The sequence below is a fragment of the Solirubrobacter ginsenosidimutans genome (assembly GCF_027587205.1).
This window is the reverse complement of sequence record NZ_JAPDOD010000062.1, coordinates 1-25,294: the sequence shown is the minus strand read 5'-3', so window position 1 is coordinate 25,294 and position 25,294 is coordinate 1. Positions and strand designations below refer to the sequence as shown.

Annotated in this window: 20 protein-coding genes and 1 pseudogene; all 21 read left to right on the top strand. The window is 73.8% G+C overall.

What is annotated here, in order from left to right; all coding sequences use genetic code 11:
- Positions 1-16 precede the first annotated feature (16 nt).
- Positions 17-748 carry an AfsR/SARP family transcriptional regulator gene (locus OM076_RS38690; protein ID WP_270045539.1) on the top strand — a complete coding sequence of 244 codons (732 nt, stop codon included), beginning with the start codon at positions 17-19 and terminating at the stop codon, positions 746-748.
- Between the two features lie 52 nt (positions 749-800).
- The gene (locus tag OM076_RS38685; RefSeq protein ID WP_270045538.1) at positions 801-1,007 is read left to right on the top strand and encodes a hypothetical protein; all 207 of its coding nucleotides are present in this window, start codon (positions 801-803) and stop codon (positions 1,005-1,007) included.
- A gap of 69 nt (positions 1,008-1,076) precedes the next feature.
- Positions 1,077-1,655, top strand: coding sequence for a Pvc16 family protein (locus OM076_RS38680; protein ID WP_270045537.1), 579 nt, complete (start codon positions 1,077-1,079; stop codon positions 1,653-1,655).
- Entirely contained in the window at positions 1,652-2,389 is a 738-nt protein-coding gene (locus OM076_RS38675; protein ID WP_270045536.1) for a hypothetical protein, read from the top strand. The genes OM076_RS38680 and OM076_RS38675 overlap by 4 nt, the downstream gene beginning before the upstream one ends.
- Positions 2,390-2,411: 22 nt before the next feature.
- Positions 2,412-4,331: a phage tail sheath family protein gene (locus tag OM076_RS38670; protein WP_270045535.1), complete on the top strand. Its 1,920-nt coding sequence runs from the start codon at positions 2,412-2,414 to the stop codon at positions 4,329-4,331.
- A gap of 4 nt (positions 4,332-4,335) precedes the next feature.
- Positions 4,336-4,785: a phage tail protein gene (locus tag OM076_RS38665; RefSeq protein ID WP_270045534.1), complete on the top strand. Its 450-nt coding sequence runs from the start codon at positions 4,336-4,338 to the stop codon at positions 4,783-4,785.
- 77 nt (positions 4,786-4,862) lie between these two features.
- Positions 4,863-7,724, top strand: a complete 2,862-nt coding sequence (locus OM076_RS38660; RefSeq protein WP_270045533.1) for a hypothetical protein — start codon at positions 4,863-4,865, stop codon at positions 7,722-7,724.
- Positions 7,724-8,191 (top strand): phage tail protein, encoded by a 468-nt coding sequence (locus tag OM076_RS38655; protein ID WP_270045532.1) that lies wholly within the window; start codon positions 7,724-7,726, stop codon positions 8,189-8,191. The genes OM076_RS38660 and OM076_RS38655 overlap by 1 nt, the downstream gene beginning before the upstream one ends.
- Complete coding sequence (locus OM076_RS38650; protein WP_270045531.1) at positions 8,184-8,873, top strand: CIS tube protein; 690 nt, start codon at positions 8,184-8,186, stop codon at positions 8,871-8,873. The genes OM076_RS38655 and OM076_RS38650 overlap by 8 nt, the downstream gene beginning before the upstream one ends.
- Positions 8,870-9,037, top strand: coding sequence for a hypothetical protein (locus tag OM076_RS38645; protein WP_270045530.1), 168 nt, complete (start codon positions 8,870-8,872; stop codon positions 9,035-9,037). The genes OM076_RS38650 and OM076_RS38645 overlap by 4 nt, the downstream gene beginning before the upstream one ends.
- Entirely contained in the window at positions 9,037-10,101 is a 1,065-nt protein-coding gene (locus OM076_RS38640; RefSeq protein WP_270045529.1) for a phage late control D family protein, read from the top strand. The genes OM076_RS38645 and OM076_RS38640 overlap by 1 nt, the downstream gene beginning before the upstream one ends.
- Positions 10,102-10,809, top strand: a complete 708-nt coding sequence (locus tag OM076_RS38635) for a phage baseplate assembly protein V (protein ID WP_270045528.1) — start codon at positions 10,102-10,104, stop codon at positions 10,807-10,809.
- On the top strand, positions 10,806-12,338 hold the full coding sequence (locus OM076_RS38630; RefSeq protein WP_270045527.1) for a serine/threonine-protein kinase: 1,533 nt from the start codon (positions 10,806-10,808) through the stop codon (positions 12,336-12,338). Before OM076_RS38635 ends, OM076_RS38630 begins: the two co-directional genes overlap by 4 nt.
- Positions 12,335-12,733, top strand: a complete 399-nt coding sequence (locus OM076_RS38625; protein WP_270045526.1) for a GPW/gp25 family protein — start codon at positions 12,335-12,337, stop codon at positions 12,731-12,733. Before OM076_RS38630 ends, OM076_RS38625 begins: the two co-directional genes overlap by 4 nt.
- A gap of 6 nt (positions 12,734-12,739) precedes the next feature.
- On the top strand, positions 12,740-14,953 hold the full coding sequence (locus OM076_RS38620) for a baseplate J/gp47 family protein (protein ID WP_270045525.1): 2,214 nt from the start codon (positions 12,740-12,742) through the stop codon (positions 14,951-14,953).
- Between the two features lies 1 nt (position 14,954).
- Positions 14,955-17,603: a phage tail protein gene (locus OM076_RS38615; protein ID WP_270045524.1), complete on the top strand. Its 2,649-nt coding sequence runs from the start codon at positions 14,955-14,957 to the stop codon at positions 17,601-17,603.
- Positions 17,600-19,345 carry a hypothetical protein gene (locus tag OM076_RS38610; protein WP_270045523.1) on the top strand — a complete coding sequence of 582 codons (1,746 nt, stop codon included), beginning with the start codon at positions 17,600-17,602 and terminating at the stop codon, positions 19,343-19,345. The genes OM076_RS38615 and OM076_RS38610 overlap by 4 nt, the downstream gene beginning before the upstream one ends.
- A gap of 1 nt (position 19,346) precedes the next feature.
- Positions 19,347-21,143: a COG1470 family protein gene (locus OM076_RS38605; protein ID WP_270045522.1), complete on the top strand. Its 1,797-nt coding sequence runs from the start codon at positions 19,347-19,349 to the stop codon at positions 21,141-21,143.
- Positions 21,140-22,741 carry a hypothetical protein gene (locus OM076_RS38600; protein ID WP_270045521.1) on the top strand — a complete coding sequence of 534 codons (1,602 nt, stop codon included), beginning with the start codon at positions 21,140-21,142 and terminating at the stop codon, positions 22,739-22,741. The genes OM076_RS38605 and OM076_RS38600 overlap by 4 nt, the downstream gene beginning before the upstream one ends.
- On the top strand, positions 22,738-24,810 hold the full coding sequence (locus OM076_RS46560; RefSeq protein WP_270045520.1) for an AAA family ATPase: 2,073 nt from the start codon (positions 22,738-22,740) through the stop codon (positions 24,808-24,810). The genes OM076_RS38600 and OM076_RS46560 overlap by 4 nt, the downstream gene beginning before the upstream one ends.
- Positions 24,807-25,294, top strand: a pseudogene (locus OM076_RS38590) (hypothetical protein); the annotation flags it as partial. The gene OM076_RS46560 and the pseudogene OM076_RS38590, both read left to right, overlap by 4 nt.

Genomic DNA, 25,294 nt, shown 5'->3' with positions numbered 1-25,294 from the left:
CTCGTGAAGAGCCACGATGCCGCCCACGATCCTGCAGACCGGGACCGACGCGGCCGCCTCCGGCGTGACCCTCGATCTGCTGTGTGGGTTTCAGGCGCGCCAGAACGGCTGTGTGATCGAGCTCCCGCACACGGCCCAGCGCCTGCTCGCCTTCCTCGCGTTGCATGATCGTCCTGTTCAGCGGGCGCACGTGGCGGGGACGCTCTGGATCGACTCGAGCGAGGAGCACGCGCAGGCCGCGTTGCGGACCACGCTGTGGCGGATCCGCCAGCGCGCGCAGGATCTCGTCGCGACGACGGCGACGGCGATGGCGCTCGGGCGTCACGTCAGTGTCGACCTCCACAACGCCGGGGAGTGCGCGCGGCGTGCGCTGCGCTGGGGCGGTTCGCCGCGCTCCGGCGACGTGGCCGTGCTGTGCGAGGCGGGTGACCTGTTGCCGGACTGGTACGACGACTGGCTCGCGATCGAGCGCGAGCGGTTCCGGCAGTTGCGGCTGCTGGCGCTCGACGCGCTCTGCGAGGACTTCCGCGAGCAGGGGCGCTATCGGGACGCGATCGTCGTCGGGATGGCGTCGGTGGCGGCCGAGCCGCTGCGCGAGAGCGCGCACCGCGCGCTGATCCGCGCGCACCTCGAGGCGGGCAATCGCGGGGAGGCGGTGCGCGGGTACGAGCTCTTCCGCTCCCTGCTGCAGGACCAGCTCGGAGTGTCGCCGACACCCGAGCTGCAGGCGCTCGTCCTGCCGCTGTAGGAAGCCTGAGCGGTGATGGCGGTGTGACGCTCGGGCGTCAGGCTGCGTGATCGTGGCTGCGCCAGAGGTCATGGGTGTGATCGTCGTTCGCGCCTGGTTGGAGGACTCCGACCCCAGGCGCTTCCGGGCGCGCATCACCTCGACGTTCGAGCTCGAGGGCGGGCCGGAGCAAGGCGAGGTCGTCGGCTCTCCGCAGGACGCGCTGGCGGCCGTCGCGCGTTGGCTGGAGCGGTTCGGAGGCGACGTGACGCCGCCGTGACGGAGCGGTGACGAGGTCGCTGGATGATCGCCACGATGCCGTCCGCCGCGAACCTCCCCAGCCGCTGAGTTGGCCGATACACGCGCCATCGAGGCCGTCTGCAACGCCGTGGTGGACGTGTTGCGCGACAGCTATGACCCCGCGCAGCTCGACCAGGATCTCGAGTTCCGGGTCTACACCGCGTCGAACTTCCCGCAGCACATGACGGCGGGGGTGTCGCTGTTCCTGTACCGGATCTTCGTCGACGGCTCGCACCGCATTCCGGGCGGGCGCCGGCTGCCGGGAGGCGGGAGGGCCGACGCGCAGCTCCCGCTGGACCTGCACTTCCTGCTGACGACGTGGGGCAAGGACGCGTCGACGCAGTACTCGATCGCCGGCTGGATGATGCGCGCGCTCGACGACACGCCGGTCCTGCCTTCGGGCCTCCTCAACCGCCGCACGCCGTCGGTCTTCCGCGACGACGAGGCGGTCGAGATCGTCGCCGGCGAGATCGCGACCGAGGACCTGATGCGCCTCTGGGAGCTGATCGGGCCCGGCTCGTACCAGCTGTCGGTGCCCTACGTGGCCCGCAACGTGTGGATCGAGTCCAAGCAGCTCGAGCCCGGGGGCGCGCTCGTGCAGGAACGCGACTTCAGGGTCGAGTCGTGACGGTCGAGGACCTCCGGATCGTCACGCCGCTCGGCGTCTGGTTCTGGGACTCGGTCACCGACGCCCCGGTCACGGACCCGCTGCGCGTCCTCGCCCACCCGCTCGACGTGCCGGGCGAGCCGGCCATCGCGACCACGACGCCGTCCGGCGTCCGCGCATTCACCGGCCTGCCCGGCCTGCACCGGATCGAGTACCCGGCCGGAACCGAGGACCCGCTCGGCGCGCCGGCGACCAGCGGCACGTTCGCCGTCACCGTCGACGACCCGAGCGGCCGCTTCCTCCCCGCCACGATCGAACTCACGGCCCCGCACAAGGGACTCGCGGGGCTCAGCAACGGCCGCATCTACCTGTTCTCCGCCCCGACCCGGCGCTTCGCGGCGGCCGTGGCCGTCGCCCGCGCCCAGGTCGCGCCGCACGCGCGCGTCGACGTGCTGGCGGGTGGCCGTCGCTGGGCCGGGATCGCGACCGAGGACGGCGCGGTGGCGATCGGCTTCCCCTACCCCGCCTTCAGCGGCACCCCCTCGCCCTCGCCCCCGCCCGGCACCGGCGGCACGCCTCCCGCCCTGCAGGTGTGGACGCTCACGGTCGAGCTGCGCCAGGACCCGGGGGCCCTTGTCTTCCCGCTGCCCGGCCGCCCTCCGGAGCTCGCGAGCATCCTCGGCCAGCCCTTGGTCGAGACGTTCGTCGCGGAGCTGCACTTCGGCGCCGAGCTCGTCCTGGACACGTCCCCGTGAGGTCTCGAAAGGAGACATCGGCATGCCCGAGTACCTAGCGCCTGGCGTCTACGCGGAGGAGGTGAGTTTCCGCCAGAAGACGATCGAGGGGGTGAGCACCAGCACCGCCGGCTTCGTCGGCGCGACGCGCTTCGGACCGGTCAGCGGGCCGCCCGCGCTGCTCACCAGCTTCCTCGACTTCGAGCGCATCTATGGCGGGATCGACCCGCTGCGCTACGCCGGTGTGAGCACCACGAACCACCTCGCGCACGGCGTGCGTGCGTTCTTCGAGAACGGCGGCCGGCGTCTCTACGTCGCCCGCGCGTTCGACAAGGCGAGCGACACCGACCTCGGCGTCGCGGCCTTCGACCTGGGCGGCAGCCCGCCCGGCGGCTTCGTGCTCAAGGCCCGCCACCCCGGCAGCGCCGGGAACTTCGCGGTGACGATCTCGGTCACGGTCGGCCCGAACATCCTGGTGCAGAGCGACGGGATCGGCGTGCTGTCAGGCGCGCTGCCCTACGACACGGTCTACCTGACCGACAAGAAGGCCACGAGCGCCAAGCTCGGGACGCGCGACATCGAGGGCACGTACTGGCTGGAGCCGTTCTTCGACCCCACGACCAACCTCGACACGTTCAAGCTGCACGCGGCCGACCCCAACGCCGCGGAGCTGCTGGCGTCCAACCTCGTGGGAGTCGCGGGCCTGGGCGTCCACGTCGTCACCGCCAACGTCACGGTCTCGCGCCTCGGGAGGTTCGTGGCGGACGAGTTCTGGGGCGGGCTGGCGTTCCACCCCGAGCACCCGCAGGCGCTCACGCGCGTCTTCGACCCGACGCCCGTCGACCGCAGCACGTCCCTGTTCGTGCCGCTGGCGATCGACACGCCGCTGACCAACGGCCCGGAAATCCTCGAGCTGATCCTGGAGGCGCTGCCACCGGGGGACGCCTCGCCGCCGACGCCCGGACAGCTGCTGGAGAACCACACGCCGCCGGTCGCCGATCCGCGACAGGCGCCGCTGCAGCTGCTCGCGCTGCTGACCCACGGCAACGACGGCAAGCTGCCCGACGGCGACGCCTACCGGGGCGACGCGGACGCGGCCGGCAACAAGAGCGGGCTGCTGGCGTTCGAGGACCTCGACGACATCTCGATCGTCGCCGCGCCCGGCTCGTCCCTGGGCGGGCTCGTGGACGGCCCAACCAACCTGACGGCGCGCGACGTCCAGGACGCGCTGCTCGGCCATGCCGAGCGGATGCGCTACCGGATCGCGGTCCTGGACTCTCCCAACGGCGCGCTCCCGGACCAGATCCGCACCTGGCGCGGGCGCCTGAACTCCAAGTACGGGGCGCTCTACTACCCGTGGGTGCGGGTCGTCGATCCGTACACCGAGCAGGAGATCATCACGCCGCCGTCGGGCTTCGTCGCCGGCATCTACGCCCGCAGCGACGTGCTGCGCGGCGTGCACAAGGCGCCCGCGAACGAGCCGGTGCGCCTCGCGCTGGACTTCGAGTTCCTGATCAATCGCGGCCAGCAGGAGGTCCTCAATCCCGAGGGCATCAACTGCCTGCGGCTGATCGATCAGGCCGGCCTCGTCGTCTGGGGCGCGCGGACCGTCACGTCGGATCCCGAGTGGAAGTACGTGAACCTGCGCCGCTACTTCGCGTTCCTGGAGCACTCGATCGATCGCGGCTCGACGTGGGCGGTGTTCGAGCCCAACGGCCCCGATCTGTGGGCCAATGTCCGCCGCACCGTCGAGGACTTCCTGTTCAACGAGTTCAAGGTCGGGCACCTGCTCGGCACGACGCCGGAGGAGGCGTACTTCGTCGCGTGCGATCGCAGCACGATGACGCAGAACGACCTCGACAACGGACGCCTGGTGTGTCTGGTCGGGGTCTCGCCGCTGCGACCCGCGGAGTTCGTGATCTTCCGCATCGGCCAGAAGACGCTCGAGGCGACGAGGAGATAAGGCGATGCCCTTCCGCGAACGCCCCTACAGCCAGTTCAACTTCGTCGTCGACTTCGGGACCGACCCGAAGAGCGCGCAAGCCGGCTTCCAGGAGGTCTCCGGCCTCGGCATGGAGATCACCGTCGCCGAGTACCGCAACGGCAACGAGGGCGACAACACGGCCCGCAAGATCACCGGCACCTACAAGGTCCCCGACGTCACGTGCAAGCGGGGCGTGATCGGGGACAGCACCCTCTACGACTGGCTCAACGACGTCCGCAACGGCAGCCAAGAGGCGTTGCGCTCGGTCACGATCCAGCTGCTCAGCGAGGACCGCGCGACGGTCGCGCAGACCTGGAAGCTGACCAACGCCCGTCCGATCAAGTACACCGGCCCGCAGCTCTCGGGCAAGGGCACGGACGTCGCGATCGAAGAGCTCGTGCTGGCCTCAGAGCGCCTGGAGATGGAGTTCTGAGCACGCTCGCCGCCGCCCGCCTGCCCGGCATCACCTTCGATACCGGGCGCCCGGCGCCGCCGGAGACGCTGCCGCGGATGGACGTGGCCGCGTTCGCCGGCTTTGCCGCCGCCGGGCCCGTCGACGTCCCCGTCGCCGTGGAGGACGCCGTGCGCTTCCGCGACGTCTTCGGCGGTGACGTGGACCTGGCGCGCGACGGCGTCACCGGAGCACCCGTCACCAGCCGGCTCGGCCCGGCGGTCGAGGCGTTCTTCGCCAACGGCGGGCGACGCTGCTGGGTCGTGCGCACGGCCGACCGCGCGAGCATGGCGACGGCGCGCTTCCCCGTCGGGGGGTTGCTGCGCGCCACCCCCGACCCGTGCGCGTGGCGGCTGGCCGAGCTCGACGCCCGCTCACCCGGGAGCTGGGCGGGCGACCTCCGCATCTCGGCCATCCTGCGCAGCCGCCCGCTCGCGGCCCGTCCCGGCGGGCTGCGCGACGGACGACTGGCGCTGATCGCCGCCCCCGGCGTCGTCGCCGGCGACCTGTTGCGGATCACCCCCGCCGGATCGGCTGCCGCGATCTATGCGCCGGTCAAGAGCCTCGTGCGCGAGCCCGCGGGCCCGGTCGCGCTGCTCGGCGCCGCGATCCGCGTCGAGACGGTCACGCTGGCGTGCGCGGAGCTCGACATCGCCGATCGCCTCGACGCCGGCGGCGGCACGCCGATCGGCGCGCGGCTCCAGGACGGCGTGCTGCTCGTGCCGGTGGGCGAGCCGATCGCCCCCGGTGATCTGCTGTCGCTGACGCTCGGCGACGGCACCGTCGTCGCGCAGGCCGGGGCGCCCGCGCCGGCCGAGCCCGGCGACGACGACGGCTGGTCGCGCCTGGCGCTGACCGCGGCGTGGCGACTGACGCCGGGCGCCGGCGATTGCGACGGCGGCGAGCCGCCGCTCGTGGAGCAGCTCACGCTCGACCTGCTCGTGTGGCGCGACGAGGCCGTGATCGCCCGTCTCGCCGATCTCGGCCTCGCACCCGGGCACCCGCGCTTCTGGCGCGACCTGCCTGACGACGAGGCGCTCTTCGGCACGCTCGCCAACCTGCCGGGCGTCGCGACCGGCGGGACCGGCATCGTGTCCGCGCCACGGCTGCCCGCCGCGCTGTGGAGCGAAGCCGCACTGCCACGCTTCCCGCTCGCCGCCGCCGGCGACGACGACGGACCGTGGCTCCCGCTCGGCGTCCCGATCGCCCCGCGCGCCCAGGACGGCGAGCGGCCGTCCGCCTGGCTCGACGAGAGCGGGGCCGAAGCGGCGACCGAGCCGCTGGCACGCGACGGCCTCGCGCGGTTCAGCCCGGAGCTGTTCGTCGACGCGGCGCTCGCCGACTCCGGCGTCGACCGGCTCGACACCCAGGTCCGCGAGCTCGCCTACATGGCCCGCGCACCGCGCCGGCTCCGCGGCATCCACTCGCTCTACCCGATCGCCGAGATCGCGCTGATCGCCGTCCCGGACGCTGCGCACCGCGGCTGGCAGCGCGTCGCCGTCGAGCGCCCGCCCGTGCTCGGCGCCCCCGTGCTCTCGCTCGAGGGAACCCTCGCGCGCTGGACCGCGGTCGACGGCGCCACCGTCTACGTCCTCGAGGAATCCGCCGCGCCCGGCTTCGCCGCGCCGGTCGTACTCGTCCAGGGCACGATGCTGAGCTTCGACGTCGGCGAGGATTCCTGCGCCGGCCGGCGCTGGTTTCGCGTGCGTGCGCGGTCAGGCCCGTGGTCGAACACCGTCGACCTGCTCGCCGGCGACGGCTTCGACACGTGCTGCCGCGCGCCGGACCCGGTCGAGCTCGAGATCGTCGCCGACGACGAGGACGACGCGGTCCAGCTCTCCTGGTGCACGTCCGGCGAGGGTGGCTACGAGCTGCAGGTCTCGACCGATCCCGCGTTCGGCTTCGTCGACGACACCGTGACGACGAGCGTCAACCGCGTGCGCTACGAGCTCGATCGCGACGTCACGCACTACGCACGCGTCCGGCCGGCCGGGGTCGCCCCGTGGTCGAACACCGTGATCGTGCTCGCCCGCCCGACATCGATCTGGACGCTCGCCCCGCTGGATGCCCAGTCGCCCACAGGCGACCTGCTGGCGGTCCAGCGCGCGCTGCTGCGGATGTGCGCCGCCCGCGAAGAGCGCGCCTTCGCCGTGCTCGCCCTGCCGCCCGATGCGCGCGAGGCCGAGGCCGCGGCACACGTCGCCGCGCTGCTGCCGCCGGCGGGCGTCGCCGCGTTCGACCCTGGCCGTGGCGGCGTGCGCCCGCTCGACAACGGCGAGGCGGGCGCGCTCAGCTACGGCGCGCTCTATCACCCGTGGGTGATCGAGTCCGGGCCGGCGCTGCGGGTCGTGCCGCCCGACGGCGCGGCCACCGGCAAGATCGCCGGGCGCACGCTCTCCCGCGGCGCGTGGATCGCGCCCGCCAACGACCCGCTCGACGGGGTCATCGGCCTCGACCCCGAGCGCGCGGGCGTCGACCCGGCGGTGCTCGCCGGGCTGGCGATCAACCCGCTGATGACCGACCCGCGCGGCGTGATCGTCAACGGCGCGCACACGCTGAGCCTCGAGCGGGAGCTGGAGGCGATCGGCGTGCGGCGCCTGCTGACGCTGCTGCGGCGGCTGGTGCTGCGCGACGGCGTGACGTTGGTCTTCGAGCCCAACCGCCCGCAGCTGCGCGACCAGGTCGCGCGCCGGCTGGAGACGCTTCTGTCGCGCATGTTCGCCCGTGGGGCGTTCGCGGGCGAGACCGAGGCGCAGGCCTTCCGCGTCCGCACCGGCGACGCGCTCAACCCGCCGACGAGCGTCGACGAAGGGCGCTTCGTCGCCGAGATCCAGGTCGCACCGTCGCGGCCGATGGCGTTCATCACCGTCCGCCTGACGCTCGTCGAGAACGGCCCCGCGACGCTCCTGGAGACCGCCTGATGGCCGCCGACCAGCGCCCGTTCACCGCGTTCAACTTCCGCGTGACGATCACGCTCGACGGCGAGTCCGCTGCGCTCTGTGACGCGGCGTTCTCGGAGTGCTCGGGGCTCGAGCTCACCGCCGCGGTCAAGACGATCCGCCAAGGCGGCGACAACGCGCGCGCGATCCACCTCGCGGGGCCCGTGAGCTACGGGCAGCTCACGCTCAAGCGGGGGATGACCGACACGTTCGACCTCTGGGACTGGTTCCAGCGGGTGCAGACGGAACGCCACCTGCGGGCCAAGTGCCAGGTCGCGATGCTCTCGTCGGACCGCAAGCGGACCAACGCCTCCTTCGTCCTCACCGGCTGCATGCCGTTGAAGCTGCGCGTCCCGACGCTGGACGCCAAGGAGGGCGCGCTGGCGATCGAGGAGATGCAGATCGCCTACGAGACGCTGGCCCTGGCACCGGGAGACGGCAATGGCTGACCAGCCCGCCAAGGCCCACCTGCGCGAGATCAAGCTCCCGACCGAGAAGGGCAAGCCGGCCCAGGAGCTCCCGCACGACGTGACGGTCGACTTCAACCCCGAGACGCTGCGCGTGACCTACACGAACACGATCGAGGGCAAGGACCAGCGCGGCGGCCCGGCGATGCAGTTCGCCGCCAAGAGCACGACCAAGCTCGCCGTCGAGCTGTGGTTCGACGTCACCACCTCCCAGACCGACAAGGACGTGCGCAAGCGCACGGAGGGCGTGAACTACTTCATGCAGCCCAAAGAGCAGAAGGACGGCAAGGAGAAGAAGTGGGTGCCGCCCGCGGTGCGCTTCCACTGGGGCTCGTTCAAGTTCGACGGCGTCATGGACTCGATGGACGAGACGCTCGAGTTCTTCTCTTCCGACGGCCGGCCGCTGCGTGCGCGGGTGAGCCTCTCGATCTCGAGCCAGGACATCCAGTTCCAGATCGACGACGACGCTCCCGGGGTGCCGCCGACCCCGGGCACGCAACCGCGCCAGCAGATGCGCCAGGGCGAGAGCGTCCAGCAGGCGATGGGTCGCTCCGGGCGCCCGCAGGACTGGCCGTCCGTCGCCGCCGCCAACGGCATCGAGAACCCGCGGCTGCCCCGGCCCGGGCAGTTCATCGACGCGCACGCGGGCGTGAGCCTGCGATGACCGTCATCGTCAACGAGCTCGAGGTGACCGTGGCGCCCGCGGCGCCGCTGCAGGTGGCGCCCGCGGCGAAGCCGGAGCGCGAGCCGCGCGCGCTCGAGCCGCTCGAGGTGCTGGCGCTGATCGCGCAGCGCGCCGAGCGCGACCGCCGGGCGAGGGCGCACTGATGGCCGGCACGCCCGCCCTCTATGCCGCGCGCCCGTCGGTGTTGCTCGACGGCGCGGACAACGCCGAGCTCAGCGGCGGCCTGATCAGCGCCCGCGTCGAGGACTCGGCCGAGGGCTGCGCTCGCTGCGAGGCGAGCTTCGGCAATTGGGGCGAGCCCAACGGCACCGCCGGCTACCGCTACCTGGACCGCTCGCTGCTGGACTTCGGCAAGACGCTCGCCTTGCGGATGGGCGCGGGCGACGGCGCCGCCGAGGTCTTCCGCGGCCGCATCACCGGACTGGAGGCCCGCTTCCCCGAGGGCGCGGCGCCGGAGCTCGTCGTGCTCGCCGAGGACCGCTTGCAGGACCTGCGGATGACCCGCCGCACGCGGACGTTCGAGAAGGTCACCGACCGCGACGTCATCCAGCGCGTCGCCCAGGGCTACGGGCTGCAGACGCAGCTCGACGTGGACGGGCCCCAGCGCGCCGTCGTCGCCCAGGTCAACCAGAGCGACCTCGCGTTCCTGCGCGACGTGGCGCGCCGCGTCGACGCCGAGCTGTGGATGGAGGGCGACACGCTGCACGCCCGCCAGCGCTCCCGCCGCAAGGGGTCGCCCGTGAAGATCACCTACGGGCGCGAGCTGCGCGAGATCGCGATCCTCGCCGACGTCGCCGGCCAGCACACGGGCGTCTCGGTGTCGGGCTGGGACGTGGCCGCCAAGCAGGCGATCGACGTCGAGGCCACCGACGCCGCGATCCAGCCCGAGCTGGCGGGCGGGACGAGCGGGCCGGCGACCCTGCGGCGGGCGTTCGGCGCGCGACCGGGACAGGTCGTGCACTTCGTCCCGACGACGACCAGCGAAGCGCGCGCGGCGGCCGAGAACCGGCTGCGCGAGACCGCCCGGCGCTTCCTCACCGCGCGTGGCGTGACCGAGGGCGACGGGCGCATCCGTGTCGGGGCGGCGATCGACGTCGTCGGCGTCGGCGCGCTCAACGGGACCTACCACGTGGCGCGCGCGCTGCACACCTTCGACGGATCGCGCGGCTACCTGACCACCTTCGAGCTCGAACGGGCGGGGCTGTAGATGACCGGGCTCGACACCTACATCGACGAGCGCGTCCCGACCGGACACGGCGGGCTGTTCTACGGCGTGCACCCGGCGCTGGTGACCGACGTCAAGGACCCCGACTCCCAAGGGCGCGTGCGGATCAAGCTGCCGTGGACTCCCGACGGAGGCGGCGCCGCCTACGAGGCATGGGCGCGCGTGGCGACGCTGATGGCGGGCGCGGATCGCGGCACGTGGTTCGTCCCTGACGTCGACGACGAGGTGCTCGTCGCGTTCGAGGGCGGGGACGCGTCGCGGCCCTATGTGCTCGGTGCGCTCTGGAACGGGCGCGACAAGCCGCCGGACACGATGGACGGTGCCGGGCGCAATCCGCACCGGATCATCAAGACCCGCAACGGCGTCAAGGTCACGCTCGACGACGAGCAGGGCCAGGAGAAGCTGATCCTCGAGACCCCCGGCGGGCAGAAGGCGACGTTGCGCGACGGGCCGGGCTCGATCACGCTCGAGGACGCCAACGGCAACCGAGCCGTGATGGAGAGCTCGGGCATCACGCTGACGACCTCCGCCAAGGCGACCGTCTCGGCCTCGACGGTCGAGATCACCGCCGGCAGCGTGACCGTCAACGCGGGCATGTCCACGTTCAGCGGCGTCGTCAAGGCCGACACCGTCATCACCAACGCGGTCGTGAGCTCCAGCTACACGCCCGGGGCGGGGAACGTCTGGTGACCGTCCTGCGCGAACGCATCCAGTGGCGCACCGCGGCGCCGCTCTGGCAGGCCGCGTCCGGCGGCGGGGTGGACCTCGGGCGCCCGGCGATCCTGCGCTTCGCGACCGACGACTTTATGGATCGCGTGCAGGCCGTGCTGACCGCGGGCGGCGAGGGGCTCGACGGCTTCCTCGCGCGCAACGAGACGTGGCGCGCACCGGCCGCCGGGCTGCCGCTGGACACCGGGACACTGAAGCTCTTCCAGCCGCTGCAGGGACGCTTCTATCTCGTCAGCGCGACCCTCGTCTGCAGCAAGCGCGGCCTCCCCGACCGGATGGTCGACCCCACCCGCCAGGAGTCGGCGTTCTTCGTCCTGCGCCAACTGCGCCGCCGCAGTGCGAACGTCCCGCCCGACCCCCTCAACGCGGCGACCTTCAGCGAGTACGCGTGGGTCCCCGGCGCCGCCGGCACCGGCACCTGGACGCCCGTGCCCGCACCCGGGCTGGTCGCGAGCGAGCAGCGCCTGCCGCTCTTCGGCATCGCCTACCAGGCGCTCGGCGGCAACCGGAAGCTGCTCGCGGGCCTGATCCCGGTCGGCTCGCGCGAGCGGCTGCGCGCCGCCCCGGCGGTCCCCGCCGACGCGGGCAACGACCCCCTCGCCGGCGCGACCGACCCGCGGCTGGCGCCGTTCCTCCCCGCGATCGAGGGCCTGATCGAGGTGTCGCGCGCGGCGCCGAAGACGGTGCCGGCCTTGGCCAAGCTGCGTGAGGCGATCTACTTCGACACGCTCGAGCTCGCGGAGCGCGTCACCGACGCGCAGGCCGCGACCCTGAGTGTCTTCACCGCCAAAGACGGGTTCCGCAAGGGCACGACGTGGCGGGACGCGCTCCAGGCCGCTCGCACCAGCGACCCGACCGCGGCCGTTCCGAAGCCGTTCTCGGACCTGCTGCGCACGGAGATCACGCCCGCGCTCGGCACGCTCGGCGTCAACCCCGGCGCGTTGCCCGGCTCGACCGCCGTCTTCACCCAGATCAAGGGGCTCTTCCCGAAGCCGACGACGACCACCGCGGTCGCCGTCCCGGCGGACGACCCGCAGGCGGAGGAGGACGCGGTGCTCGTCGCGCGCTGCGGCTACGAGCGGCCGAACTGCGTGCCCGAGCACCGGCTCGAGCTCAGCCCGCCCTCGGCGCCGTTCGTGTTCGCCTCCCTCTACGACCCCGACGGCCCCGTCCGGCCGTCTCAGATCGCGATGCCCAACGACCTCAATCTCGCAACGCTGCGCAAGTCGCCCAAGGGCGTCTCGATCGCGTTGTCGACCGAGCTGCGCAATCAGCTCAACCGGTTCCAGGCGATGAAGGTCTCAGACCTCGAGTCCGGCAACACGGGCAGCGACGGCGGCTTCAGCTTCGGGATGGTCTGTCAGCTCTCGATCCCGATCATCACGATCTGCGCGCTGATCCTGCTGATGATCATCGTGGCGCTGCTGAACATCGTGTTCTGGTGGTTGCCGTTGTTCAAGATCTGCTTCCCGAGCGTGAGGCGCGGATGACCGGCGACGGCGCGGCGCTCTTTGGGCGCGGAACCTCCTTCCCGGTGCGAATCGGCACCGACGGGCGCGTCGCGTGGTCCACGGGCGACGCGAACATCCGTGAGTCGATCCGGACGATCCTGCTCACCGACCCGGGCGAGCGGATCATGTTGCCGGACTTCGGCGGCGGGCTGCGGACGTTCCTCTTCGAGCCCAACACCCCCGCGACCCACGCGCTGATGGAGGACCGCATCATGCGCGCGCTGCGGCGCTGGGAGCCGCGGATCACGGTCACCGGAGTGAGCGTCCTCGAGGACGCCGACGAGCCCGAGCAGGCCAACGTGACGATCGCCTACGAGCTCGTCGCGACCGCGCGCACCGACCAACTCGACCTGGCCGTCCGACTGACGGGATAACGACCCATGCCCCTCCAGATTCCCGAGATCGACGGCCGCGGCTATCAGGAGCTGCTGGACGAGGCGATCGCCCGGATTCGCGTCCACAACCCCGAGTGGACCAACTACAACCCGTCCGACCCCGGCATCACCCTGCTGCAGCTCTTCGCGTTCCTCGCGGAGAGCGTGCGCTACCGCAGCGCACTGATCCCCGAGCGCGCGCGGATCAAGTTCCTGCAGCTGCTCGACATCCCGCTCGAGCCCGCGCACGCGGCCGCCGGCATCGTCGCGTTCGAGTACCAGAGCGGCCCGCTCTCGCCGATCCTGGTCGAGACCGACCTGGAGCTGCTCGCCGGACAGGTGCCGTTCCGGACGACGCACGCTCTGTCGGTCGTGCCCGCCGAGGGCCGCGCGTTCGTCAAGGCGCCGCTGACGGCCGACCGCGAAGCGCAGATCCGCGCCCGCTACGAGCTGATCTACGAAGGCTTCGGCAGCGCCGGCGACCAGCTGCTGCTCTACGAGACGCGGCCGGTGGACTGGGCCGCGCAGACGGTGGATCTGAGCTCAGGCACGGTCGACCAGACGCTGTGGCTGGCGCTGATGGCGCGCACGCCGGACGCCGTCGGCGCGGTGCGGCGCTCGCTCGCGGGCGCCGTGCTGACCGTCGGGATCGTGCCCGAGACCTCGGGCGACGGCCGCGTGCTCGCGCCCGGCGGGCCGGCGGCGGGGCTCGCGCGCGAGCTGCGCTTCGAGCTGCCGCGCGTCGAGCCGCTCCCGCAGGACGCCGACGCGCGGCTCGCCCGCTACACGCTGATCCCGTCCGACGCGAGCGCCGACGTGCTCGCCGAGCCGGGCCTGGTGCAGCTGACGCTGCCCGGCGACGTCGGCCAGCTCGGCCTCTGGGAGGACCTCGAGCCCGACGAGGACGGCACCGGCGACTTCCCGCCCGCCGTCGAGGGCGACGACGCCGAGCGGATCGTCACCTGGGTGCGAATCCGCCCGGCCGCGACCGCGGGCGCGCTCGGCCAGGCGAGCGTGACGCTGCGCTGGGCGGGCGTCAACGCCACGTTGATCCAGCATCGCGCGCGGGTGCCGCACGAGCTCGTCGGCCGCGGCAGCGGCGCGCCGGACCAGGCCTACGCGCTGGTCAACACGCCGGTGCTGACCGACAGCGTGGCGCTGACCGTCGACGGCACGGCCTGGACGCTCGTCGACGACCTGCTGGCCGCCGCGCCCGAGGTGCCCTCCTCCAGCGCGCCCGGCGTCGGCTATGGGGATCAGGCGACGCTGCCGGCGACCGCCTACACCGTCGACCGCGAGTCGGGCGAGATCCGTTTCGGCGACGGCAGCCACGGCGCACGGCCTGCCGCCGGCGCCCTGATCGAGGCCACGTACGACTATGGCGGCGGGCGCGCGGGCGACGTCGGCGTGGACGCCGTGACCACTGGCCCGGCCCTGCCCGCCGGGTTGAAGGTCACCAACCCGCTTCCGACCTGGGGCGGGGACGAGGCGCTCTCCGTCGACGAGGCCGAGCGCCAGATCGCGCGCGTCGTGCGCCACCGCGACCGGCTGGTGACCGCCGAGGACGTGCAGGAGATCGCCGAGGTCACCCCAGGCGTCGACATGGGGCGCGTGGAGGTGCTGGCGCTGCTGAACCCGCAGCTGCCGGACGCGCGCCTGCCCGGGGTGCTGACCGTGATGGTGATCCCGCAGTTCGACCCGGTTCACCCGGACGCGCCCGAGCCGGACGGGCTGTTCCTCGACCTCGTCTGCGCGCACCTGGAGCCGCGGCGGCTGCTGACCACCGAGCTGCACGTGCGCGGACCGGTCTACGTGGACGTCTGGGCGTCGATCGGCGTCGATGTCGAGCCCGGCCGCGACATCGCCCCGGTGCTCGAGGCGGTCAAGCGCCGGATCCGCACGTTCCTGAGCCCGCTCCCGCATGAAGGCCGGCCTGAAGGTGGCTGGCCCGTCGCGACGAGCGTCGAGCGACTCGAGCTGTGGGCGCAGGCGGCGAACGTCGACGGCGTCGCGAAGGTCTTCGACACCCAGCTCACCGACAGCTCCGGCACCGCGCGCGACCGCGTCCCGATGAGCGGGCTCCAGCTCCCTCGGCTGGCTGCGATCGCCGTCTCCCAGGGCGACCCGCGCCCGCTGGACGAGATCCGCGGCGACGCCGGCTCGCCGCCGCCCGGCTCCGCCAAGACCCTGCCCGTGCCGGTCGATCCCGTGGAGTGCTGACGTGGACGCCAATGCCACGCCCTACGACCTGCGCCTGAGCGAGGCCGACTGGGACCTCGAGGCGAGCGGCGAGGGCCTCGAGTGGGACGGCGAAGGTTCCTCGGTCACGCTGACCCGCGAGCAGTTCCGGTTCCCGCGCCCAGGCGCGAACCGCGACCTGCGCCCGACCGACCGGCGCGGTGCCGCGCGCGACCGCTACGGCCACTGGTTCTTCATCGGCCCCGGCCGCAGGGACATCCGGCTGGTGCGCGCGGGCGAGCGCCAATCGGTGCGCTACTGGCCGGTGGAGACCCCGCCGAGCGAGCCGGTGGGCGACTTCGCGCCGCTCGTGCCGCCGCCGGCGCCGGAGCCCGTGGCGCTGTCGGGCCTGGCCGTCACCGAGCATCACCACCTCGTCGTCGGCGTGCCGTCGCTGCCCGGCCTGCTGCTCTTCGACCTGCACGGCGGCGGGCCGCCCGTCGAGCTGCGCTGGCCGTTCGCGTTCGCCCCCGTGGACATGGCGCCCGCTCCGGGCGACGGGCTCTGGGTGCTCGACCATCCCCCCGGCGGCCCGGCCGCGCGGCTCTGGCGCCTCGATCACGACTTCCGTGTGCACGATCTCGGCGGCGCGGGCGCGCCGCCGGCGCCCGTCGAGGATTTCGGGCCGTCACCGCTGCCCGCGCAGCCGTGCGCGGAGCGCATCGAGCGCGGCTTCGCGCTCCCGTTCGATCTGCGGCCCGACGTCGTCGAGGGCCTCCCCGACGACTCGGTCCTGCTCCTCGAAGGCACGCGGATCCTGCGCGTGCGCCGCAGCGGTGAGCCGGTGCCGTTCGCCTTCGACGCCGGCCAGTTGCGCGGCGCGCCGCACGACATCGCGTTCCTGCCCGCGGGCGACGGCGTGGCCGGGCGCCTGTTCGCCGTGGACACGGAAGGCAACCAGGCCTACGCGTTCCTGCTGTCCGCGGACGGGACCGAGCTGACGCCGACCCTCGAGTACTTCCCGCTGCGGCTGTTCGCGGGGCGCGGCCTGGTGCGGGCGGGTGATGCCGTGTACTTCGACTCGGGCGAGCGCTGGCTGGCACTCGTCGACCGCCGCACACCGCGCTACGGCGTCGAGGGCTCGGTGCTGCTGCACGGCTTCGACAGCGCACGGCCGGACTGCGTCTGGCACCGCCTCCTGCTCGACGCCTGCCTGCCCGCCGGCACGTCGGTGAGCGTGCAGAGCCGGGCGGGCGACACGCCGGAGCTCCTGGCCGCGGCCGAGTGGGTGGACGAGCCCGCGCCGTACCTGCGCGGCGACGGCTCCGAACTGCCCGCCGCGCCGCGCCCGCGGGCCGAGCGCCCGCCGGGCTCGGGAACGTGGGAGCTGCTGCTGCAGCGCGCCACCGGTCGCCACCTTCAGCTGCGCCTGCGGGTGACCGGCAACGGGCGCCGTACGCCGCGGCTGTTCGCGCTGCGCGTCTACCGCCCGCGGTTCTCGTATCTGCGCGAGTACCTGCCGGACGTGTTCGCGCAGGATCCGGTCTCGGCCTCGTTCCTGGACCGCTACCTGGCGAACCCCGAGGGGATCTTCACGGCGATCGAGGATCGCGTCGCGACGGCGCAGCGCCACTACGACGTGCGCACCGTCGACGGCGACTACCTGCCCTGGCTCGCCTCGTGGCTCGGCGTCGTGCTCGAAGCCGACTGGGAGGACGAGCGGCGACGGCTGTTCATCGACCACCTGCCTGAGCTCTTCCGCCTGCGCGGCACACGCGCCGGGCTGCTGCTGATGATCCGGCTGGCGATCGACGCCTGCCCCTCGGCCGCGCTCTTCGACGCGGCATGCGACTGCGGGTGCGGCGGCGGCGCGACGGCCGCGTTCACGCCGCGGATCGTCGAGTCGTTCCTGACCCGGCGCGTGCCGGCCGTGGCGCTCGGCGACCCGTCGGAGCTCGACGGGCCCCGCGAGGTCGACAGCGGCGAGCGCTGGACCCCGGCCGAAGGGGCGGCCGCGTTGCACGAGCGCTGGAACGCGTTCCTGGTCGCCCGCCACGGCCCGCAACCCGCGCCGGCGCGCTTCCCACCGCTCCCGCCCGCCGACCCGGTCGACTGGCGGCGCTTCGTCCGCGAGGCGCTCGCGATCCCGTATGAGGAGCCGGGCAGCGCGGACGTCGAGTCGTGGCGGCGGTTCCTGACCTCGCGCTACCGCCGTCCGGAGGAACTGGCCGCCGCGTGGGGGCGCGCGGCCGTGACCGCGTTCGCGGACATCGCGCTCCCGGCCGAGCTGCCCGAGCAGGGCGCCGAGCTGCTCGACTGGATCCAGTTCGTCTCGATCGTGCTGGCGACCGAGCGCCGCGCCCACCGGTTCACCGTCCTGGTCCCGGTGCGCCCCGAGGACAGCGACGAGGACCGCGCGCGCCGCCTGAGCCGCGTCGAGCGCGTCGTCCTCGTCGAGCGCCCGGTCCACACGGACTACGACATCAAGCCGTACTGGGCCGCCTGCCGCGTCGGCGAGGCCCGCGTCGGGCTCGACACCGTCATCGGCGAGGGCAGCCGCTTCGTCGCCGTCGTGCTCGGCCGCGACCGGCTGGCAACCGGCTATCTGAGCGTCCGGCCGCCGGGTGACGTACCCGACCGGCTGGTGGTGGGCCGCGACCGCGTCCGCCCCGATCGAGGAGAACGACCATGAACGACTTCACGGCGAGCGCCTGCACGGGCGGGTCGCTGGACCCCCGCAAGCGCGTGAACTACGCGCTCGGGCTCGTGCTGGGCGAGGACGAGTTCCGCCAGGAGCAGTTCTACCTGCGCGAGCGCGACCACCGAGCCGTGCGCGCGCTGCACGGCTACGGGACGGTCGCCGGCCTCGCGGTGGCGTTCGACCAGGGGCGCGTGGTCGTCCGGCCCGGGCTCGCCGTCGACGGCGCCGGGCGGTTCATCTGCGTCCCGTCGGACCAGTGCGCGAACCTCGACGACTGGGTCGCACGCAACCGCACCGAGGTGCTGGCGCACCTCAGCGGGTCACCCGGTCAGGGCGGCCTCGGGCTCTACGTCGTCCTCTGCTACCGCGAGTGCGAGACCGACAAGGTGCCGCTGCCGTCGGAGCCTTGTCAGTCCGACGAGGAGTCGATGGCCGCTTCGCGGATCACCGACGGCTTCGAGCTCAAGTTCGCGTTCTCCCCGCCCGCAGCGGGTGGCGAGACGGCCGGACCAGGGCTCGGCGACCTGCTCGACCAGATCGTGCACGTCGACGACACGGGCTCGCCGCCATGGTCGCCGCCCGAGGAGCCCGTCGCGCTCGAGGAGATCCGCGAGCTCGTCGCCGACTGGATCGTGCGCCTGCGCCCCGAGCTCTCCCAGCATCCCTGCCTGGCGCCGGGAGACGAGACGTGCGTGCTGCTCGCCCGCATCGACGTCGACGTCGACCTGCTCGAGGACGGCACGCTCTCGGTCGCCGGGCCGCCCGCCGTCGACGACGCCGACCGGCCGCTGCTGCTCAGCACCCGCTTCCTGCAGGAGTGGCTGATGCGGCTGACCGCGGCGGAGACCGAGGAGGTGCGGATCCTCGACGACCTCCTCGACGTCGACACCGCGGGCACCGACGCGGGCGAGGTCCTGACCTACGACGGCGCGCTGTGGGTGCCGAAGGCGCCGATCACCGATCACGGCCAACTCACGGGGCTCGGCGACGACGACCACACGCAGTACCTGCTCGTCGACGGGTCCCGGGCGCTCAGCGGCGACCTGAAGGCCGGCACGCACCGGCTGACGGGCCTCGCCGACGCGGTCGACACCCAGGACGCCGTCACCCTCGGGCAGCTCGCCAACGTCCTGCGGGTGGGCGACGCCGCCGGCGGCGATCTCGCCGGCACGTACCCGAACCCGAGCGTCGTCGGGCTCCAGGGCAACCCGGTGGCCGACGACAAGCCGCAGCCCGGCAACGCGCTCGTGTTCAACGGGGAGCGCTGGGCGCCGGCGACGATCGCGGTGCCCGACGCGCCCACCGTGGCGCGGGTGCTGCCGTTCGCGACGATCACCAAGCTCGACGAGCGGCGCTACGAGATCTGGTTCAACCTCGAAGCGCCGGACAACCCGGTCGCGGTCGAGAAGGTCGGCACGGACAACCTCCAGGTGGCGGCGGAGACCGACAAGGCGCCGTTCCTGGAGGCCCTCAACATCGACATCGTCGGCAACCCGCATCGCAACGTGTTCACGCTGGTGGTCACCCCGCCGAAGGAACCCCACGGACACCTGCGGTTCACCTTCACGCTGCGCGCCATCACGCTCGACTCCGGCGTGACCGTGGAGGAATACGCCAAGGCGAACTCGATCACCTACGAGGGTCTCGGCGAGCGCGCGGTCCGGCGCTCGCGGCTGACGACGGTGACCCGGTTCGTCCGCGACCGCGACCTGGACCACGACCAGAACGGCTGACATGACCGGGATCGCACTCAACACGCCCGTCCTGGACGACGGCATCGACAACGTCAACTTCTTCAACGGCCGCGTCCTGACCGCCGAGGACCTGCGCGACGAGCAGCGTGCCGGGCTGGAGCACCGCCGGCGCCTCGGCCGCGCGCAGGGCTGGGGTGTCGTCGGGGGGCTCGGCGTCCTCACCGGCAGCGACCGGCGTTCGGTGCACGTCGAGCCCGGCCTGGCGCTGGACGCGCTGGGCGACGTGATCGAGCTGGGCACGGCGGTGGATGTGGCGCTCGTCGTCAGCGCGACGGGCGACGCCTCCGGCGGCGCGTCGGCGTTCGCCCCCTGCGCGAGCGTGCCGACGGCGCCGGTCGTCAGCGGCACCGGCTTCTACCTGCTCACGATTTCGCAGGCCGCGGGCCCGAGTGGGCGCGCGGCCGCCGTCGGCTTCGGCGCAGGCGGCGTCGCGGCCGACTGCGGCGCCCGCTACACGGTCGAAGGGGTGGCGTTCCGGCTCGTCGCGCTCGACATCGCGGGCATGGCGGACAGCTCCGGCCTCGACGAGGACGCGCGTTCGGCCCTGCTGGCGGCGGCCGGCAGCGCCGCGCGGCTGCGCACCCGCAACGTGCTCGCGCACCTGTTGCTGGACACCGGCCTGATCGCGGACGAGAACCCGACGCCCTCGTCCACGGAGCACCCCGGCGCGCTGGCGACGCTGCGCGGCCTCGGGCGCCTGACCGACTGCGACGTCCCGATCGCGGTCGTGGCGTGGTCGGGCGGGCAGATCGAGTTCCTCGACGGGCCGGCCGCGAGCCGCACGCCGGTCCCGCTGACCTCGCCGTCGGACGTGTGGGCCGCGTTCCAGCGGCCGCGCCGGACCGCGCTCCGGGTGGCGGCCAGCGCGCAGTTCCAGACCCAGGCCCGAGAGCTCGCCACACGCCCCGACGCCGGCTCCCTGCAGGCGCGGCAGTACATGCGCTTCCTGCCCGCCGCCGGGCTGCTCCCGGACTCGTTCGACTACGGGGCCTTCGCCACCGGCATGTCGTACGTCTGGGGCGGCTGGCTCGCGCCGGACCGGATCGAGCGCCTCGTGCGCGACTCGCTCGCGTACCCGCCGATCGACGTCGCCGCGGGTGAGCTGATCTGGTTCTACTCGCTCGCCGTCGGCGACAACGTCACCGAGACGGTCTTCCTCTCGCGCTACCTCGCCCCGGACTACTGGTACGGGGATTTCCGGCTGCGGTCCGTCGAGCCGTCGCGGGCGGTCGCGGCCGACGAGCGCGTGATCCTGCGCGGCGCCGGGATCGACAAGGCCGCGGTCTTCGTGGGCGACGTCAAGGCGGAGGTCCGCAAGCTCTCCGACGACGCGGTCGAGGTGACGCTGCCGCCACTCGACATCCCGGACGGCGGCGAGCGCCTGGACGTCCGAGTGCGCGCGGGCGGGAGCGAGCAGGTGGTCTCGCTGCCCGTGCTGCCCGCGAAGTCGCTCGCCGGCGACCTGCAGCTCACGCGCTCCGAGCAGCGCCCGGCGGGCGGGCGGGTCGTCAATGTCACCTACACGGTCCGCTCGGACCTCAACACCACGGCCGACGTCGCGCTCGAGGCGGACGCCGAGCTGGCGGGCGGGCTCGTGGACGTGCACCTGGACCCGCCGGTGCTCGAAGCGATGCAGCCGGGCGAGGAGCGCGAGGTGTCGCTCTCGGCGCGGGTCGCCGTCGGACCCCGGATCGCGCTGGCGCCGAACTTCCGCGTCACGTTGCGCGCGAACGCGGAACACATCGAGGCGACCGACGTGCTCGAGGGCGGCCCGTGACGCTGCCGGCCGCCGAGGTCGGGCGGCTCGCGACCCGCGGCGTGCCGCGGGATACCCCGGCGTTGCGCAGCGCGCTGGAGAGCCGCGTGCGGGCCGCGGAGATCCGCCCGCGCGAGCTCGCGCCCGCCGCCGTGCTCGTCGTCCGGCGCGCCGATGTCGACGCGCCGCTCAGTGGCGCCGGCTGGGATCACGCGTGCCGGGCACGCCTCGCCGAGCTCGCCGCGCGGGCGGCACGCCCCGAGAACGGCGTCGTCGCAGAGGGCGCCGAAGCGGTCCTCTTTCGCGACGAGGCCGAGCTGCTGGCCTGCCTCGCGGCGGACCTCGCGCGGGGCGCCGCCGGGCGGCGCTGGTGGTGGCGGTTGCTGCTGGGGCGGTTCGGCTCGACGCCGGCGGACTTGCTCGCGGGACAGCCCGAGGCGGCCCCGGCGGTCCTCGCCGAGTTGCACGCGTGGGACCGCGCGGCCGCCGTGCTGGAAACCTTCGACGCTGACGACGTCGTGACCGTGCTGCACGCGCTGGCCCGCGCGCACGACGCGCCGGCGCTGGCGGCGGTGGCGGTCGAGCTCGCGGCGGCGTTCGCTCCCGGTGGCTTCGAGCCCGGCGCGCCGGGTGCGCCCGAGACCGGCGCCGACGAGCGCCCGGAGTACCCGCGCTTGACCCGCCGGGAGACGCCGGCCGCGCTCACCCGGGCGCCCGCGGCGGCGCCAGACGTGACGGGCGCCCGCGCGCCCGCGCCCGCGTCGGGCGAGGGCGGCGTCCGGCTCGCCGACGCGCGACGGCTGCTGCTCCGCACGGCCCTGCGCCTGCACGCTCGGCCCGCGAGCGCGCGCGGCGAGGCGTTCGCCGGCGAGTTGCGCCGCTCGGCGCCGATGCTGCGCCGGGCGTTGGATCGCAGCGTCCCGGCCGCGAGCGACTCCGCCGCGACCGCTCCACGGACGCCCTCCGCGCCGGGGCACGTGGACCCGGTCGAGCCACGGCCGCCACGGCCGCTCGACCCGGCGGCGGCAGACACGGTCGCCGAGGCACAGACGACCGCGTCCCGCGACGCTCCGCCCGCGCCGCCGGCCCGGACCGCGCGCTCCTCGCCGCCGCCGCGCGCTGACGCGGCCGCCTGGGAGGACGGCGTCACCACCGGCTTGGCCGGTGTCTTCATGCTCGTCAACGCGATCGCCTGGCTCGACCTTCCGGACGACGAGCGCGTGGCGGCCGAGCTCGGGGCGTGGGGGGTGCTCGAGGCACTCGCACGCGACCTGCTCGGCGACCCGCCCCCCGACGCGGTGTGGGAGGTGCTCGCGCTGCTCGCCGGCCGCGAGCCCGGCGTCGCCCTGCATTCGCCATACACGCGGGGGTGGCTCACACGCTCGCTCCCCGCCGTCCGCGCGCGGCTCGCCGAGGCGCTGGAGGTGGACGGCGACGCGGTCGCGGCGGAGCTGCTCATCCGGTGGGGGACGGTCCACGTCACCCGCACCCACGTCGACGTCGTCCTGACGCTCGACGCGATCTCGTTGCGCGTCCGGCGCGCCGGACTCGACGCCGATCCCGGCTGGATGCCTTTTTACGGACGCGTGATCCGCCTCCACTTCGAGGACGCCCTGTGAACCCGTTCGCCGCCCTGGAGCTCTCGCCCGCGTCGCACTTCGCCGTCAACGTGCACGCCGCCGTCTATCGCGTGATCGTCTACGCGCGCGGTTTGGGCGCGCTCGGCGGCGGCGACGCCGACGAGCTCTTCGCCCGCTACCCGTTCCTGCGCGGGCACCTCCAGACGATGGCTCCCTACCTCCCGGACGGGCTCGGGTGGGAGGAGACCGTGGCGTGGTGGCCGCGGGCGCTGAGCGAGTGGGAGCGCGAGGCGCCGGCGGAGCGCCCGCCGCCGCTGGTCGCGCTCGCCCGCGCCGGGGTGCTCGACCTCGACGACCGGATGGCGCTGCTGACCGCCGGGCTGGCCGAGGAGGACTCGCGGTTCGCGGAGCTGCTCTCGGACCTGCAGCCAGGAGGCGCGCGCACGGCGATGCTCGAGACGCTCGGGCGCGTCGTCGGCGTCGACCATTGGGCGCTCGGGCGGCGGTTGCTGGACGCCGGGCTCGTCGAGGCCGCCGATCCACGAGTCCCCCGTTCGCAGTGGGTGCTGCGCGTTCCGAGCGGGCTATGGGAAGCGATCCGCGGGTTCGCGGCAGTCGCGCCCGAGCCCGGGATGGAGCTGCGGTGGGAGCTTCCTGACGCGCGGGAGCTCGTGCTCGCGCCTGGCGTCGCCGCCCGCGTGCACGAGCTGCCGGCGGTGCTCGCGCGCGAGCGCGCCTCGACGCTCGTGGTCCGCGGGATGCGCGGCAGCGACCGCGAGGAGGTCGTCGGCGCCGTCGCCCGCTCGCTCGGGGTCGCGGTGCTGCGCGTCGACGGCGAGACCGCCGCCGACGAGGCGTCATGGAGGCGGGTGGGGCCGTTGTGCACGGCGCTGGGCGCGCTACCGATGGTGGTGCTCGACCTCGCGCCGGGGGAGACCGCGACGCTCGCCTCGCCTCCCGGCTACGACGGCCCGCTCGCCGCGGTGCTGGCGGGCGAGGGCGGCGTGCGCGGCCAGGCGATGCTGCGCTCGGTCACGCTCGAGCTGCCGCCCGAGGGCTTCGACGAGCGCCTGCGGCTGTGGGAGGGCGCGCTGCCCGCCCAGCCGGTCGAGGAGCTCGCCGAGCGGTTCCTGCTGCCCGCCGGGCATCTGCGCCGCGTCGCGACCGAGGCGCGCGCGATCGCCGCGCTGGAGCGGCGCGAGCAGGTCGGCGCCGCCGATGTGCGCCAGGCGTGCCGGAGCCTGAACCGCCAGCGGCTGGAGACGCTCGCCACGCACGTCGAGCCGGCCGGGACGTGGGAGTCGCTGGTCGTGAGCGAGCGGACCGGCGCGCGGCTGCTCGAGCTCGAGCGCCGCTGCCGTCACCGCGAGCGGATCCTCGAGCGGCTCGCGCCGTCGCTGCGTGCGGGTGCGACCCGCGGCGTGCGCGCATTGTTCACAGGAGCGAGCGGCACGGGCAAGACGATGGCAGCGCGGATCCTGGCCGCCGAGCTGGGCATGGACCTCTTCCGGGTCGACCTCGCCGCCGTCGTGAACAAGTACGTCGGCGAGACCGAGAAGAACCTCCACCGGATCCTCTCGACCGCCGAAGAGCTCGACGTGCTTCTGCTGATCGACGAGGGCGACGCGCTGCTCGGCGCCCGCACCGAGGTGCGCTCCGCCAACGACCGTTTCGCCAACCTCGAGACCAACTACCTGCTGCAGCGGCTGGAGTCCTACCAGGGGATCGTCGCCGTCACGACCAACGCGGCCGACCGGATCGACCCGGCGTTCTCGCGCCGGATGGACGTCGTCGTCAGCTTCGTCGAGCCCGGCCCGCTCGAGCGGCGCGAGATCTGGGCGCTGCATCTGCCCGAGGGCCACACCGCCGACGCGCGCCGCCTCGACGAGATCTCCGAGCGGTGCGTCCTCTCCGGCGGCCAGATCCGCAACGCGGCGCTCTCGGCGACGCTCCTCGCGCTCGACCGCGACGGCAACGTCGCGACCACCGACGTCGAACGCGCGGTAAGCGCCGAGTACGGCAAGGCCGGCGCCGTCTCTCCGCTCGACCGCGACGGCCACGCCGCACCCGAGCGCGGCATCGAAGCGTTCCTGGAGGCGCTCTCATGAGCACGGACCACGCCAAGCCCGTCAAGCCCAAGCGCCGTGTCGCGCGCGCCTCATCCGGCGGCGACTCCCCCGCCGGCGGGGGCGCGGGCGGAGGCGACGCGCCGGAGAAGAAGCACGACGGCGGCGCTCTCGCGAAGGGCGCCATGGCGCAAGCGCCGGCGGTCGCGATGCCGGTCGCCCGCGCCCCGCGGGTGACCCACCCCGGCGATGCCGAGGAGGTCGAGGCCGACAAGGCCGCCGCGCGCGTCGCGGCCGGCCAGCCCACGGGACCCGTCGAGGCGCAGCCGGCGACCGCGGCCCGCGCCGCCGCCGGCGAGGACCATCAGCCCGTCGAGGGCACCGACCCGACCGTCGCCCGCAAGGTCGACAGCGAGACCCCGCCGCCCGTCGAGCAGGTCCCGGTCGCGCGCGCGACCAAGCCCGCCGCCGGCGAGCCCAAGCCGGCCGCCAAGCCGGTCGCGCGCGCCGCCAGGCCCGCCGCCCG

Excerpts from the sequence above, each read along its gene's own strand:
- OM076_RS38690 (WP_270045539.1), top strand. The coding sequence starts at position 17 with ATGCCGCCCACGATCCTGCAGACCGGGACCGACGCGGCCGCCTCCGGC.
- OM076_RS38670 (WP_270045535.1), top strand. The coding sequence starts at position 2,412 with ATGCCCGAGTACCTAGCGCCTGGCGTCTACGCGGAGGAGGTGAGTTTC.
- OM076_RS38665 (WP_270045534.1), top strand. The coding sequence starts at position 4,336 with ATGCCCTTCCGCGAACGCCCCTACAGCCAGTTCAACTTCGTCGTCGAC.
- OM076_RS38660 (WP_270045533.1), top strand. The coding sequence starts at position 4,863 with ATGGACGTGGCCGCGTTCGCCGGCTTTGCCGCCGCCGGGCCCGTCGAC.
- OM076_RS38655 (WP_270045532.1), top strand. The coding sequence starts at position 7,724 with ATGGCCGCCGACCAGCGCCCGTTCACCGCGTTCAACTTCCGCGTGACG.
- OM076_RS38650 (WP_270045531.1), top strand. The coding sequence starts at position 8,184 with ATGGCTGACCAGCCCGCCAAGGCCCACCTGCGCGAGATCAAGCTCCCG.
- OM076_RS38645 (WP_270045530.1), top strand. The coding sequence starts at position 8,870 with ATGACCGTCATCGTCAACGAGCTCGAGGTGACCGTGGCGCCCGCGGCG.
- OM076_RS38640 (WP_270045529.1), top strand. The coding sequence starts at position 9,037 with ATGGCCGGCACGCCCGCCCTCTATGCCGCGCGCCCGTCGGTGTTGCTC.
- OM076_RS38635 (WP_270045528.1), top strand. The coding sequence starts at position 10,102 with ATGACCGGGCTCGACACCTACATCGACGAGCGCGTCCCGACCGGACAC.
- OM076_RS38625 (WP_270045526.1), top strand. The coding sequence starts at position 12,335 with ATGACCGGCGACGGCGCGGCGCTCTTTGGGCGCGGAACCTCCTTCCCG.
- OM076_RS38620 (WP_270045525.1), top strand. The coding sequence starts at position 12,740 with ATGCCCCTCCAGATTCCCGAGATCGACGGCCGCGGCTATCAGGAGCTG.
- OM076_RS38610 (WP_270045523.1), top strand. The coding sequence starts at position 17,600 with ATGAACGACTTCACGGCGAGCGCCTGCACGGGCGGGTCGCTGGACCCC.
- OM076_RS38605 (WP_270045522.1), top strand. The coding sequence starts at position 19,347 with ATGACCGGGATCGCACTCAACACGCCCGTCCTGGACGACGGCATCGAC.